10 protein-coding genes are annotated in these 14328 nt (G+C 62.2%); 1 reads left to right on the plus strand and 9 read right to left on the minus strand.

The features are described from left to right. Positions 1 to 43: 43 nt before the first annotated feature. The 6 genes from ACR0MM_RS05085 to ACR0MM_RS05110 form a co-directional block, all read right to left on the minus strand. The gene (locus ACR0MM_RS05085; protein WP_170337909.1) at positions 44 to 685 is read right to left on the minus strand and encodes a cell wall hydrolase; all 642 of its coding nucleotides are present in this window, start codon (positions 683 to 685) and stop codon (positions 44 to 46) included. Between the two features lie 186 nt (positions 686 to 871). Next, positions 872 to 3433: a putative PEP-binding protein gene (locus tag ACR0MM_RS05090; protein WP_480694781.1), complete on the minus strand. Its 2562-nt coding sequence runs from the start codon at positions 3431 to 3433 to the stop codon at positions 872 to 874. Between the two features lie 66 nt (positions 3434 to 3499). Next, entirely contained in the window at positions 3500 to 5764 is a 2265-nt protein-coding gene (gene glyS, locus ACR0MM_RS05095; protein ID WP_480694783.1) for a glycine--tRNA ligase subunit beta, read from the minus strand. Positions 5765 to 5773: 9 nt separating this feature from the next. After that, entirely contained in the window at positions 5774 to 6985 is a 1212-nt protein-coding gene (gltS, locus tag ACR0MM_RS05100; RefSeq protein ID WP_170509198.1) for a sodium/glutamate symporter, read from the minus strand. A gap of 9 nt (positions 6986 to 6994) precedes the next feature. After that, positions 6995 to 7519, minus strand: coding sequence for a DUF6446 family protein (locus ACR0MM_RS05105; RefSeq protein WP_480694785.1), 525 nt, complete (start codon positions 7517 to 7519; stop codon positions 6995 to 6997). Positions 7520 to 7550: 31 nt separating this feature from the next. Next, positions 7551 to 8480 carry a glycine--tRNA ligase subunit alpha gene (locus ACR0MM_RS05110; protein WP_480694787.1) on the minus strand — a complete coding sequence of 310 codons (930 nt, stop codon included), beginning with the start codon at positions 8478 to 8480 and terminating at the stop codon, positions 7551 to 7553. Positions 8481 to 8686: 206 nt separating this feature from the next. On the opposite strand from ACR0MM_RS05110, the gene ACR0MM_RS05115 reads away from it, so the two are divergent. Further along, complete coding sequence (locus tag ACR0MM_RS05115; protein WP_480694789.1) at positions 8687 to 10432, plus strand: serine protease; 1746 nt, start codon at positions 8687 to 8689, stop codon at positions 10430 to 10432. Between the two features lie 52 nt (positions 10433 to 10484). On the opposite strand, the gene ACR0MM_RS05120 is transcribed toward ACR0MM_RS05115, so the two are convergent. Genes ACR0MM_RS05120 through ACR0MM_RS05130 form a run of 3 tightly spaced genes read right to left on the minus strand, consistent with a single transcriptional unit; the run spans position 10485 to position 14174 of the window. Next, on the minus strand, positions 10485 to 12065 hold the full coding sequence (locus ACR0MM_RS05120) for a thiamine pyrophosphate-binding protein (protein WP_480694791.1): 1581 nt from the start codon (positions 12063 to 12065) through the stop codon (positions 10485 to 10487). After that, positions 12065 to 13513, minus strand: coding sequence for a TrkH family potassium uptake protein (locus tag ACR0MM_RS05125; RefSeq protein WP_170418083.1), 1449 nt, complete (start codon positions 13511 to 13513; stop codon positions 12065 to 12067). The genes ACR0MM_RS05120 and ACR0MM_RS05125 overlap by 1 nt, the downstream gene beginning before the upstream one ends. 52 nt (positions 13514 to 13565) lie before the next feature. Continuing rightward, positions 13566 to 14174 carry a hypothetical protein gene (locus ACR0MM_RS05130; protein WP_480694793.1) on the minus strand — a complete coding sequence of 203 codons (609 nt, stop codon included), beginning with the start codon at positions 14172 to 14174 and terminating at the stop codon, positions 13566 to 13568. Positions 14175 to 14328 lie beyond the last annotated feature (154 nt).

The following is a 14328-nucleotide window of genomic DNA, read 5'->3' on the forward strand; positions in this document are numbered from 1 at the left end:
CACCCGCGCCATCAACGTTCCAGCGCGGGTGCGTCAATGCGCGCTAGTTGCTCGCAGTGCGGTAGTTGTGGCGGTAGAAGATATGCACACCGATGCGCGCAGTTTCCTTGTAAACGCGCGACCACGACGGGCGCACCGCCTTGGTGTGGTAATGCGTGGCCCCCGACGTCAGCGGGTCGCTGACCCCCTCGATCGCCGCCTTGGCAACTTTGGCCACGCGCTCATAGGCTTTCTTCTCGTGAATGACTTCCTTGCGGCCGTCACAGGTATAGGTGAACTGGCACTGATATTTCTTGCCTGTTCCCTGACGGATCACGCCGCAGACGGTGTTCGGGAAACGGGTGCTTTCCACCCGGTTCAAAATCACCTCGGCAACCGCGAATTGGCCGCGCACGCTCTCTCCGCGCGCCTCGAAATACAGGGCCTCGGCCAAGCATTTCAGATCTTCGCCACCGCTGGCTTTGGGCTGTTGGTCCAGCCAGGCCTTGGTGTAGGAAATCTCAACCGGTTGGACCTCTTTCCTAGGTTGGAACAGCTTCAGATAGTCGCGAAAGCTTTGTCCCGGCACCTCGTTGCGCGACACCAGTTCGCGCTTGGCAGTCTCGGTGGCTTCCCTCTCGGCAACGGACGCACTCGGCATCACGGTTGCCGCCGCAATGGCAACAGCCAGTATATATCGTAGCATCAGATAACCTCGCACAGGCACTTCACGCGCCATACCCTCCCCCGGCGGGCGCGACGGGGTCATAACGCAGAAGGCGCGAAAGGTCCAGTTGTGAGGAAAAAGCAAGAAAAATCTTGCCCGCGGGGCCAAAATTAATCAGCCACAGGTCCATCCCGAAACCACTATTCCTAGGGCTTTGACGGCCTGTCAACCCCCAAGTTTTGACGAAATCGCCAACTGAGCGGCAGCCAGCCGAGCGACCGGGACTCGGAAGGGTGAACAGGACACATAATCGAACCCCAAATCCCGACAAAGGGCGATTGATTCGGGGTTGCCGCCATGTTCACCACAGACCGAAAGCGTGACATCGGGCCGAGCTGTACGCCCCCGCTCCGAGCCCAGCTTGAGCAGTTCGCCGACCCCATCGGCGTCCAGAACATGGAACGGATCCTCGGTGAACACCCCCTGCCGAACATAGGCTGACATGAAGCGTCCCGCGTCGTCGCGCGACAGACCATAGGTCATCTGCGTCAGGTCATTGGTGCCGAAACTCAGGAACGAGGCATGAGGAGCGATTTCCTCGGCTCGCAAACAGGCCCGGGGCGTTTCGACCATCACACCCAACCGGTATTCGAACTCCTGACCACGCTCGGCCGCAACGGCTGCGGCAACCGTGTCCACCCGCGCCTTGATCAGTTCGACCTCGCGCTTGGCCGAAACCAGCGGAATCATGACCTCGGGCACCACCGGCGCGCCATTTTTGCTGGCTTCGAGCGTCGCCTCGAAGATCGCGCGGGCTTGCATATCATAGATCTCGGGCACCGTGATACCAAGGCGTACGCCCCGCAACCCCAGCATGGGATTGTATTCGCTCATTTCGTCCACCCGACGCTCCACATCCGAAACCGGAAGATCCAGCGCTTCGGCCAGTTCGCGCTGCCCGCTGCGCGTGGTCGGCAGAAACTCGTGCAGAGGCGGATCGAACAGTCGGATGCAGACGGGCTGCCCTTCCATGATCCGGAAAAGCTGCACAAAATCATCGCGTTGCATCGGAAGCAACCGCTCCAAAACCGCCGCGCGTCCCGATGAAGTCTGAGCGAAAATCATCTCGCGCATCACGATCAGACGACCGGGGTCGAAAAACATATGCTCGGTTCGGCACAACCCAATCCCCTGCGCCTGGAAGTTTCGCGCAGCCTGCGCGTCGGCAGGAGTGTCGGCATTGGCACGAATTGATATGTCTCGCTCGGCGTCGGCCCAGCTCATCAAGGTCTGAAAACAGTCATCCAGTGCAGCTTCGAGCATCGCCGGCTCGCCCGCCAACACCTGGCCCGAGCTTCCGTCAATCGTCAGAATGTCGCCTGTGGTGAAAACGCGGCCGTCCGGAACGGTAAGCTGCTTTTTCTTGGTCTGGAACCGCATCTCGGACGCGCCGACGATACAGGGCAGCCCCAGCCCACGCCCGATCACGGCCGCATGGCTGGTCATGCCACCCTTTTCGGTCAGTACGGCGACCGCGGCGTGCATGCCGCGCACATCCTCGGGCGAGGTTTCACGGCGCACCAGAATGCAAGGCTCGCCGCGCGCGGCGCTGGCCTGTGCCTCGGCCGAAGTGAACACGATCCGGCCGGTGGCCGCCCCCGGACTGGCCCCGATGCCCGTGGTCAGCATGTCACGCTTGGCCTCGGGATGGACCTGACGGTGCAGCAACTCATTCAGCGAATGCGGGTCGATCCGCATGACGGCTTCCTGCGGGGTGATGATGCCATCCTCGGCCAATCGAACAGCGATCCGCATGGCGGCGCGGGCGCTGCGCTGAACGCGGACCCCGTCCAGAATATGCACCTTGCCGTTTTCGATCACGAATTCGACCTGCATCTCTTCGCGCAATTTTCGCCGCATCAACGCCGCATGGGCCTTGAGGTCGGCAAAGGCCTGAGGCGCAACATCCTCGAGCGCTTGCCCGCGCGGGTCTTTCTCAAGGTAGAGGGCGGCAACCCCCTCGCCCAGCGCATCACGGCCCTGGCTTTGGCTCAGGTAGCGGCCTGTGATCTGCGGCATGCCGGTCGAGGAATCCACCAGCTGCAACACCCCCGATCCGCATTCGCCCTGACCGACGCCCGGGATCATCTCCTGAATGACAAGGCCCAGTCCGGCATCCGCCGGAGCGCCCTTGGCCTGCCGCAGCAGACGGGCGGATGTACCGTCCCACGCCCGCGCCATCGAGCGCAGGACCGCCAGCAACTGCTCGCCCCGGTCCTGGGGGAACGCTTCGTCGGTTTCGTCCTCATACGCGCGCAGGGTCTGGCGCAGGCCTTCGCGGCCATCGGCTTCGATGTCGTCGAAAACATCCGCGTCCAGACGCGCAACGTGGATCGCATAGCTTTGGACGAACCGCAGATACAATGCGGCGGCGGCCTCGGGGCCCATCCTGTCGGACAATTCCACGAAACGGGCATCGTTCATCCCGATGTTCAGAACCGCGCCGGGGCCACCCCAGTCAGGGTCCTCGGAACTGGGGCGCACGCACAGCAACGCCGATGCGTCGAACTGTTCAAGTATGGCTTCGATTGCCGGGATATCGCCGTCAGCGATCCGCCGCACCTGATCGAAGGACAGGGCCACCGTACGCGGTACGGGAAGGTCCAACCGCACGAGGCGCTGCAGACATTTCGCCCGGCCGCCATGGGTGTCGGCGGCGACAGGAGCATCAGGAGTGATGAGCGTGGTATGCGGATTATTCTGCACTGCGGCACCTTTTGGTTTCACCGCAGCATAAGCGCCCCAGCCTTCCGCGCAAGGGCCTTGTGGGCGCGCCAGAGCGCGCCCTTTGGGTCAGCCTTCGATCTTGGACAGGTCCGCGACGCTGGAGCAGATCTGGCGGATCTGGCTCAGCAGATTCAGGCGGTTGCGGCGCAGCACGGCATTGTCGGAATTGACCTGGACGTCCTCGAAGAACGCGTCGATCGGCCCGCGCAGCGCGGCCATGGCAGCCATCGCCGCCGGGAAATCCTCGGCCTTGAGTGCCGGAGCAATCTTGGCTTGTGCCTGATCCAGCGCGGCGAACAGGGCCTTTTCGCTGTCGGTCTCGGCGAATTTCAGATCGGCACCGAACGAGTACTCGACCCCGTCCTTCTCCTCGGCCTGGGTCAGTATGTTGTTGGCGCGCTTGAAGCCCTGCACCAGATTCTCGCCATCTTCGGTCGCGATCACCACATTCAACGCGCGGGCGCGTTTGACCAGCAGGTTCAGGTCGTCATTGCCGTCCATCGCGATACAGGCGTCGATCACGTCGTGGCGAATGCCCTCGTCACGCAGGAAGACCTTGAGGCGGTCGTGGAAGAAGGAGAGGAGGTTGGCACCAACAGGCCGCAGTTCTTTTGCGTTGAGCTGTTTTAGCCCTTCCTCCGTCAGAGCATCTTCTAACATCGCCAAGTAACGCTCGCCCGAAAAACGCTGATTATCCAAATCCCCTCTGTACCGAGATACAAATTTCTCTGACATATGCTGCATTGAGGCGCGAATTACTTTCAGAGAATAAGCTCTATTCGAACGAATTGCCCCAATTCGGTTCCGGATAAGCGCAGAGGGAATGACATATTCAGCAATATTCAATCTGATACCGTTCTCCAGAATCAACTGAATAACCCCCAACGCCGCCCGTCGCAGCGCAAACGGGTCTTTCGAGCCGGTGGGCTTTTCGTCTATCGCCCAGAACCCGGTCAGCGTGTCCAGCTTGTCGGCCAGCGCCACGGCCACCGAGAGCGGCGCGGTGGGCACGTCATCCGACGGGCCCAGAGGCGAGTAATGCTCCTGCGCCACGGCGGCCACGGCGGCGTCTTCGCCGGCGGCTTCGATGTAATACCGCCCCATAAGCCCCTGAAGTTCCGGGAATTCATAGACCATTTCCGAACTCAGATCGGCCTTGGCCAGCCGCGCGGCCTTCTCGGCCTGATCCTGGTCGGCGCCCGTCACCGGGGCCAGTTCGCGGGCCAGTGCGGCAATGCGGTCGATCCGCTGCGCCTGGGTGCCCAGCTTGTTGTGGAAGGTCACGTTCTCAAGCGCGCGGGTCCATTGCGTGATGTCGGCCTTGGCGACGCGCAGGTCATTCTCCCAGAAGAATTTCGCATCGGCCAGACGCGCCGACAGCACCTTCTGGTTGCCGGCCAGAATGGTCGCGCCATTGTCGGTGGTCTCGCGGTTGGCCACGGTGATGAACCGCTCGATCCGCCCCGTCTTGGGATTGCGGACCGAGAAGAATTTCTGGTGCTCTTTCATCGAGGTCTGCAGTACCTCGGGCGGCAGGTCGAGGAATTCATCGTCGATCTGCCCCATCAGCACAACCGGCCATTCGACCAGCCCGGCCACCTCGGCCAGCAAGCTCTTATCCTCGACCACCTCCAGACCGGCGGCAAAGGCCATGTTCTGTGCGTCGTTCCAGATGTGCTCCGCCCGTTCCTCGGGCGACAGCACGACAAAGGCGCGCTTCAGCTTGGCGGCGTAATCCTCGAACCCGGTCACGGCAAACCGGCCCGGCGCCATGAAGCGGTGGCCCTCGGTGGTGTCACCGGCGGTGATCCCGTCGACCTCCATCGGCACGACCTGCGCGCCGGCTTCATCGCTGAGGATGCACAGGATCGAATGCAGCGGCCGCACCCAGCGCAGCGAGGAACTGCCCCAGCGCATCGACTTGGGCCAGGGGAAGTTGCGAATGGTGGATTCCAGCACTTCGGCCACGATCTCGGCCGCCGGGCGACCCGGTTTCTCGATGGTGGCGAAATAGACCGCGCCTTTGGGCGTGTCCCGTTCCTCGAGCTGGTCGCGGCTGATCCCTGCGCCCCGCAGGAAGCCTTCGATCGCCTTTTCGGGCGCGCCGACCTTGGGGCCCTTGCGCTCCTCGCGGATGGTGGGGCTTTCCGCCAGCAGCCCCTCGACCGCCAGCGTCAGGCGGCGCGGCGTGGTCAGGGCGTGGGCATGAGAATAGGTCAGACCGGCCTCGACCAGACCGTCGGCGATCCGTTTTTTCAGATCCTCGCCGGCGCGGGTCTGCATGCGCGCGGGGATTTCCTCGGAAAACAGTTCGATCAGCAGGTCGGGCATTTTCGATCCTTAGAAATTGACGATCGTCTGGATGACGATGGCATTGGCGATATCCACGAAGAATGCGGATACAAGGGGGAGCACGATAAAGGCAATAGGCGAAGGCCCGTATCGCTTGGTTACGGCGGTCATATTGGCAATTGCGGTCGGTGTTGCGCCCAACGCGAAGCCGCCGAACCCCGCCGCCAGCACCGCCGCGCGGTAGTTCGCGCCCATGACCGGGAACAGAACCCAGATCACGAAAGCCACCGCAAACAAAGTCTGCGCCGTCATGATCACCACGATCGACAGGCCCAGATCGGCGATGGTCCACAGTTGCAGGCTCATCAGCGACATGGCCAGAAACGCGCCCAGCGCGAATTCCGAGATCAGCGCCAGCGACGGCGTGCGCGACACCGGCGCGGCGCGCGGGGCCAGCAGCGGGCGCAGGTTGCCGATCACGATACCCATGATCAGGCAGGGCACGAACAGCGGCAGTTTCAAACCCGCGGCCAGGATCACCTCGGACAGAGCATAGCCCGCGATGATGGCCATGTTCAGGTACAGCAGCACCCGCATCACCGTCAGGTGGTCGATCTTCGCGGCCGCGTCTGACGGCTCGTCGGGCACGCCGATCGTGTGTTCCTCGTCCGGGCGGTTTGGCGACAGGTCGCGTCCTTCGATCAACAGGCGCGCGATAGGGCCACCGACCAGCGCGGCCAGGACCAAGCCCAGGGTCGCAACTGCAACGCCCAGCTCGGTCGCGCCCTCAAGCCCGGTGACCTGCGCCACCTCGGGTGCCCAGGCGATGGCGGTGCCGTGGCCGCCGATCAGGGCAGCCGAGCCGAACAGAACGCCGGACTGCGCCGGATAGCCGAAGGCCGCCGCCCCCGCCGCGCCGATCAGGTTCTGCGCCACGATCGTCAGCAACGTCAGGATCAGCAGCAGCACCAGAGGCTTTCCACCCGCGATCAGATCGGACAGCCGGGCATTCAGGCCGATCCCGGCAAAGAACAGCACCAGCAGGAAATCCCGCGCGGTCAGGTCGAACTCCAGTTCCATCCCGAACAACAGATAAAGCGTCAGAACCACCAGCGAGGCCAACAGACCGCCGGTCACGGGTTCGGGGATGTTGAACCGTCGCAGGATCTCGGCGCGGGCGTTGATCTCGGCGCCCATCAGATAGACGGCAAAGCCCAGCGTTGCCGTCAGAAATCCGGGGATTTCAACGATGAACCCCATCCCGACCACTCAGTTTTCCGGTTGGGGCGGGCATTCTTCGCCGACAACCGTTCCGTCATAGGCCTTTTCGCCGCAGTTGTTCAGGGCATGCCAGGCAAAGCCCGAACCGTCCTGCGTTACAGCTACGATCCGATCAACGCCGTAGTGGATGTTCTTGACCCCTACGAACGCGCGGGCGGATCCGTTCGCCAACGCCTCGGCCAGAGTAGCCGCATCATAGCAGTCGAACCAACCCGGGGCCGTCAGCGGCTCGGCCTTTTCGGCGCTCATGTAGCGGACGGCCAGCTGTTCCGGCTTCAGATCTGTCTGGAAACAAGCCCGATACCGGATCGGAGAGCTGTCGGCGTCGATCGCCTGAAACGCGCTGTAGGCAATTGGCACCGGTTGGCCGGTCGCGGTTTCGGTCAGAACAACATCCTGACCGGGTGAGGGTTCGACCTCGTAGTAGTAGCCGTAGACCTGCAGGTAATACATGCTGACGCCAGCAATGACGGCGCAAGCGACCAACAGAATTGCCAGCATTTTCCCGGTCATGCGCGATCCTCCTGTGGGGTGCGACGAGCCATCAGGCCTCGAAACCTGCGGCCTCGGTCTGCACGAAAGCATCGGCGCATTGCTTCGCTAGCGCGCGCACCCGCCCGATATAGGCCTGCCGCTCGGTCACCGAAATCACGCCGCGCGCGTCCAGGAGGTTGAAGATATGGCTGGCCTTGATGCACTGGTCATAAGCAGGATGCGCCATGATGATGCGCCTGCCCGTTTTGGGGTCAACGTTTTCCTGGCTCAGGATCGCGGCGCATTCTTCCTCGGCCTCTTCGAAATGGCGCAGCAGAACCTCGGTGTTGGCCACATCAAAGTTCCAACGGGCGTATTCCTCTTCGGTTTGCTTAAAGATGTCGCCATATGTCAGCGGGCTGGGTGATTGCGGGTCGTTGAAGGGCATGTCCATTACGTGGTCGATGCCCAGCACATACATCGCCAGCCGTTCCAGACCATATGTCAGCTCGCCCGAGACCGGCGCGCAGTCATGGCCGCCGACCTGCTGGAAATAGGTAAACTGGCTGACTTCCATGCCATCGCACCAGACCTCCCATCCGAGGCCCCATGCGCCAAGGGTGGGGCTTTCCCAGTCGTCCTCGACGAACCGGATGTCGTGCAGATCCATGTCGATGCCTATGGCCTGAAGGCTGCCCAGATACAGCTCCTGCAGGTCCGGAGGGCTGGGTTTGATCAGCACCTGGTACTGATAGTAATGCTGCAAGCGGTTGGGGTTTTCACCATAGCGCCCATCGGTCGGACGGCGCGACGGCTGAACGTAGGCCGCAGCCCAGGGTTTGGACCCCAGAGCCCGCAGGGTGGTTGCAGGGTGGAATGTACCGGCACCGACCTCCATGTCGTATGGCTGCAGGATGGCACAGCCCTTCGAGGCCCAGTAGTTCTGAAGCCGCAGGATGATTTCCTGAAATGAACGTGGTGCGCTGGACGGTTCGGTCATGACATTCCCTTTGGGCGCGGATTTGCCCGGTTCCGGTCGGTTTTGCCCTTCCTATGCAAGGGGCAAAGGGGCGTCAACGGGCCAATGCCCGCCTGCTGTCACTGTGCCGCCACACCAGAAATTCCCCGTATCGTGGGCATAGCGTTTTCACCCCTGAATCGCGTAAGTTGGGGCAAAGCCAAAACACTGCATAAAACGGGCAGAAAATGACACGCATATTCGTTGCAATTCTTTTACTGATTACAGTCGGCCTGCGCGCTGCGTACGCTCAACAGGGGGCTGACGCAGGCGTCTGGGTTCAGGTGGAAGCGCAGCCGTCGCTGCGCGAGGCGCAGGACCGGGCGCAAGTCTATGCCAATGCCCTGCCCGACGTGAACGGGTTCCGCCTTAACAGCGGCTGGTACGCCATCGTGATCGGCCCCTATTTGCGGGCCGACGCCGAGCAGGTGCTGCGCGTCTACCGGGCCGAACGGCAGATCCCCTCAGACAGTTTCATCACCTTTTCAGGCGCCCTTGGGCAGCAGTTCTGGCCAATTGGCGCAAATGTCCTAAACCGCGGGGCGATCACAGCGCCCGTTCAGCCCGAGCCGCAGCCAGAGCAGCCACAGGCCGGTCTGACGCCGCAACCTTCGGACGAGACGAGATCACAGGCCCTGCAGTCCGAGCGGCTGCTGAGCGGACAGGAACGAAAAGACCTGCAAACCGCATTGCAGGCTGCCGGGTTTTACAGTTCGACCATCGACGGGGCATTCGGCCAGGGCACACGTCGGTCGATGGCGGAATGGCAGCGATTCAATGGCTTTGAACCGACCGGAGTCCTGACGACGGCACAGCGCAAGGCTTTGATGGATGACTACAATGCCCCGCTGATCAGCGTCGGCATGGCCCGTCACGTCGATGATCGCGCTGGGATTTCCGTCGACCTGCCGCTTGGGGTAGTTGCCTTCGACCGATACGAGGCGCCGTTCGCGCATTTCAATTCCAGCGGTGATCTGGACGCACGGGTCGTTTTGATCAGCCAGGAGGGCAGCAAAACCACTTTGCGCGCGCTGTTCGAGGCGATGCAATCGCTCGAGATCGTGCCGCTGAACGGCCCGCGTGAGCTGCGTGGCGACAGGTTTACCATCGAAGGCCGTGGCAACGGGATCGTATCCTATACACAGGCCAATCTGAGCGACGGCAAGATCAAAGGCTTCACCCTTGTCTGGCCCGAAGGCGATGACGCACGCCGCGCCCGGGTTCTGGCGGCAATGATCGCCAGCTTTGAAACCACCGATGGTGTTCTTGATGCTGCGGCTGGTGCCAATGCCGAGCAAAGCATCGACTTGATGTCCGGTCTCCAACTCAGAAAACCACGGTTGTCGCGGTCGGGCTTTTTTGCCGATCCCGACGGTCTGGTCCTGACCGTGGCCGAGGCGGTGCAGAACTGCACCCGCGTCACCCTTGAGGACGGTCAGGAACTGCAAACCGCGTGGAGCGATCCCGAACTGGGCGTGGCGGTCCTGCGCCCCAACAAGACGCTGGCACCGATGGCCGTTGCGGCCTTGAATGAAGCCCAGCCTCGCCTGCAATCCGAAGTGGCCGTCGCGGGGTACTCATATGAGGGCGCTTTGGGGGCTCCGACGCTGACCTACGGCAAGATCGCCGATATCCGCGGGCTGAACGGAGAGGCCGGCGTGACCCGCCTGAGCCTGACCGCACAACCAGGAGACGCTGGCGGCCCGGTATTCGATGATCACGGCAACGTGGTCGGAATGTTGCTGCCTGCGCAGACCGAGGGGCGAACCCTGCCCCGCGATGTCAGCCTGGCTGCCGCGGCCGATCGCCTTCACGAGATCCTGTCAAAGGCCGGGGCAACGGCTCAGACCGCGCAGGAGACCGGGCAAGTTTCGCCTGACGAGTTGAACCGCCGCGCGACTGGCATGACCGTGCTGGTGAATTGCTGGGGTTGACCGAAAGTCACGAATAGAATTTGAGGGCGCCGCAGGACATTGCGGCGCCTTTTTAGCCCTTCAAGATATCGGGCGTGACGTGCACAAGGGTCGGCACGGGCGCGTCAAAGGCTGCGCGAACGGCAGCCTGCATTTCAGGTAGCGAGTTCGGAGCGGCCGACCGCGCACCGAAAGCCTCGGCCAGCTTGCAGAAATCAGGGTTGCGCGCGACAACCGCGTTCGGAGCAATCTGGCTGCCGACCATGCTGTCCTCGATCTCTTTCAGCTTGCCGTTGTCCCAAAGGATGATGGGCAGCGACAACCCCAGCTCGACCGCCGCACCCAGTTCCTGCATCGTATAGTGGAACCCGTAGTCACCCGCGATCACGGCAGTTGGCTTTCCGCGCCGCGCAACCGCGCCGCCGATCCCGGCCGGCAGTGCATAGCCCAGGGTGCCGAACCCGGTCGGGTGGTGCCAGTGGTATGGGCGCGCCATGTCCCAGACCTCTTTCGCGACATAGGCGAACTGGGTCATGTCGGAATAGATCATGGTGTCGGCGGGCATCGCTGCACGCAAGGCGTCGGCAACCGGCACGATACCCGGTCTTTCCGCGTCGACCTCGGCGCGCCAGCGCGCTCGGGCTTCGGCCACCTCTTCCGGCGACCAGCCGGTGGCCGGTTTGCAGTCTTGGGTCGCGGACCACAGTGCATGGGCAAAACTTTCGCCGTCGGCCTGCAGCTTGACCGTCGCCCGGTGCCGGTCGGCCAGCACCTCGGGGTCGAGGTCAACCCGCACCAAGGTCGCCTTGTGGCCCAACCGGTCGCGCCAAAGGTCGACCTCACCCAATTCGGCACCGACCGCGATGACCAGATCGGCCGACCCAATCACCTCGGCACTGCCGGGTCGCGGCAAGGTCGCTCCGAAATCAAGGGCATAGCCGGTGCCGACCAACCCACGCCCCGCGTAAGTGGTGAAACAGGCCGCACCAAGCTGGGACAGAATCTGGCGCCACAGGTTCGACCGCGACCCACCACCCAGTATGAACAGCGGCCGCCGTGCGATGTTCAGCAGCGACAGAACCGGCGCAATGTCCGGCGCCAGAGCCTTGACCCGCACCGCGTCCTGGTTCGGAAAAGGAGCGGGGTCGGCCTCGGCCTCCAACTGCGCGATCGGGACCTGGATATGCTTGGGACGCGGGCGTTTCAGCGCGAACTCCTCAAAGGCGCGTTCGATCAGGCCATAGGCCGATTGTGCGTCGTTTGCCTGGCAGGACCAGTCGGTCACGCATTCAGCGGCCGCGCGCTGGTCTTTCATCTGGTGCAACTGGCCGCGCTGTGCCTGCGTTTCGCTCAGACAGGACGACAGAACCAGCATCGGAACCGAGTCGGTATAGCCCTGCCCCATCGGCGTCATGACGTTGCATAGGCCAGGACCAGTGATCACGTAGGCCACGCCGGGCTTGCCCGTCGCCCTTGCATAACCGTCAGCCATGAAGCCCGCGCCCTGCTCATGCCGCGCCAGCACATGAGTAATGCCCGCTTCTTCGATTCCACGGTACATTTCCTGATTGTGCACACCGGGAATGCCGAAAATGACTTCGACCCCCCGATCCTTGAGCATGTGCGAGATTTGGGCGCCCAATGGTCTTTTCATCAGCCTCTCCAGAACCGAATGGTGAACAGGACATACACGGCCATCAGCTCCAGCCGGCCGGTTAGCATTCCGAAGGTCAGCAACCACTTGGCCGTGTCGTTCAGCCCTGCGAAATTCCCTGCGGGGCCGATCTGATCACCCAAACCGGGGCCGACATTGGCAAGGGCCGTCGCTGCACCGGATACCGCTGTGATGAAATCCAGACCAGTCAGCGCCAGCGCCCAGGACAACGCCCCCAGCGAAAGCGCGAAGAACATGAAAAAGCTCATGACCGATGTCAGGACATCGCGGCTGATGGCGCGGCCATCATATTTGGGCACGAACACCCCGTGCGGCGACCGGATCCGACTGATCTGAGCCTTGATGGACGCAATCAGCAACTGATAGCGGAAGATCTTGATGGAGCAGGCCGTAGAACCGGCGCAACCACCGATCAGGCCGATCATGAAAAACATCATGATCGGAAAACTCCCCCAGGTCATGTAATCGACACTGGCGTAGCCGGTGCCGGAAATGATCGAGGTGATGTTGAACAGCGACTCGCGCACCGCCTGTTCCCAGTGGTGCGGAAAGACCGATGTCAGAAAGACCGCCATGATCACCACCAGAACGGCAATCGTGGCCAGAAAGGCCCTGATCTGGCTATCTTCCAGGATCGAGCCTGTCCGGCCGTTGACGAACTGCACATACCGCACGAACGGCAGAGCAGCGAGGATCATGAATACGGACGCGGCGTATTCCGCGGGCCCCGAGAACGTACCGAACGAAGCGTCATAGTTCGAGAACCCGCCGGTGGACATGGTTGTGAACGCGTGAACAACCGCGTCGAAAAAGTTCATGCCCAAACCGGCGTAAACCAGGGCGCAGGCTACGGTCAGGAAAACATAGATCAGCGAAATCTGGCCCGCGATCTCTTGCGCGCGAGGAAGGATTTTCCCCATGGTTTCAAATCCTTCCGAGCGGAAGATCTGCATACCGCCGACCTTGAGCTCGGGTAGGAAAACCATGGCCACGACAATGATGCCGATCCCGCCCAGCCATTGCAGCAAACCGCGCCACAAAAGCAGGCCACGCGGCAAATCATCCAACCCGGAAATGACTGTCGACCCGGTGGTGGTTAACCCGGACATGGCTTCGAAATAGGCATCGACAAATCGAAGCTCGGTCTCACCGAACACGAAGGGGATTGCCCCGAAGAGCGGCAGCGCGACCCAGACGCCGGTGGTCAGCAAAAAGGTCTGACGGATGGTCAGCCCCTCGCCCACACCGTTCGAGCAGCTCATGGCCAGAACCACGCCGGTCAGGATCGTGATGACGCCGCTTTCAAAGAAAACGTTCCACTCGCCCCGACCCTCGATGATGTCCGCAAGCATCGGCAACAGCATGGTCGCCCCAAGTATGGCGACCAGCAAGCCAATCACATATCCGACCGGGCGAAGATCCATCATGACGGGCAGCGTTGGCGCGCCGGCCCGAAAGTGTCAAGCAGATGATCTGTGATCAGTCGTCCATTTTTTCAGCCACGGGCGGCATGGCCGGTGGCTTGGACGGCGCACGCGTGCGGCGCGTGGCCGGTTTCGGTGCCTCGGCGGGTTTGGTTGTTGCAGCCGCTACGGGCTTTTTGGCCTTGGCTTCTTCGGTTGAAGCCGCAGGTTTTGCCTCGGTGGGCTTGGCCTTGGGCGTCACGGCCGTTGCGGGTTTCTCCGATGCGACCGGAGTGACGCGCTGTGCAGGGGTGGCCGTTGCGACGGGCTGCGACGGTTTTTGAGCCGTTGCAGGCGGCGTTTTGGGCTTGGCTGTGGCCTTCGTGACCGGTTTCGGTGCGGCTTTTGCGGGTGCCTTCGGCTTCGGAGCCGGCTTTGCGACCGTCTTGGCCTTGACCCGGACCACAGGTTTCGCCTTCTTTGCAGCGGGTTTGGCCGTGGTTCGCGCCACCGGTTTCTTGGCCGACTTCACGGCCGGCTTCGTTGGTTCGGTGACCGACGCAACCGGCATGGGGAACACGGTTTGAGCAAATGCCTGCATCATTTTCATCTGGCTGGTCACGGCATAGCCGGCCAGACGAACGGCGGCGGCCTGCAGCTCAAGCTGTTGGGCAATGGGATTCATTCCAAGTCTCTCCTGTAGCAATGAAGCAGCCCGATTTCCGAGGTAGAAAAGCCCTTGCCGTTCCGATCGCGCGGACGGACGAAGGTGTATTGCAGTCCAAGGCGTAACACGTCCCGGCTTCCTTTCGGGGTGGTGCGCCACAACTGACATGGCG

This window comes from Ruegeria sp. BC6 (assembly GCF_056539185.1).

What these genes read in the sequence shown, in the direction of transcription:
- glyS (WP_480694783.1), bottom strand. Translation starts at nt 5,764, where the DNA reads ATGCCCGACCTGCTGATCGAACTGTTTTCCGAGGAAATCCCCGCGCGC.
- ACR0MM_RS05085 (WP_170337909.1), bottom strand. Translation starts at nt 685, where the DNA reads ATGCTACGATATATACTGGCTGTTGCCATTGCGGCGGCAACCGTGATG.
- ACR0MM_RS05105 (WP_480694785.1), bottom strand. Translation starts at nt 7,519, where the DNA reads ATGACCGGGAAAATGCTGGCAATTCTGTTGGTCGCTTGCGCCGTCATT.
- ACR0MM_RS05120 (WP_480694791.1), bottom strand. Translation starts at nt 12,065, where the DNA reads ATGAAAAGACCATTGGGCGCCCAAATCTCGCACATGCTCAAGGATCGG.
- ACR0MM_RS05110 (WP_480694787.1), bottom strand. Translation starts at nt 8,480, where the DNA reads ATGACCGAACCGTCCAGCGCACCACGTTCATTTCAGGAAATCATCCTG.
- gltS (WP_170509198.1), bottom strand. Translation starts at nt 6,985, where the DNA reads ATGGGGTTCATCGTTGAAATCCCCGGATTTCTGACGGCAACGCTGGGC.
- ACR0MM_RS05130 (WP_480694793.1), bottom strand. Translation starts at nt 14,174, where the DNA reads ATGAATCCCATTGCCCAACAGCTTGAGCTGCAGGCCGCCGCCGTTCGT.
- ACR0MM_RS05115 (WP_480694789.1), top strand. Translation starts at nt 8,687, where the DNA reads ATGACACGCATATTCGTTGCAATTCTTTTACTGATTACAGTCGGCCTG.
- ACR0MM_RS05125 (WP_170418083.1), bottom strand. Translation starts at nt 13,513, where the DNA reads ATGATGGATCTTCGCCCGGTCGGATATGTGATTGGCTTGCTGGTCGCC.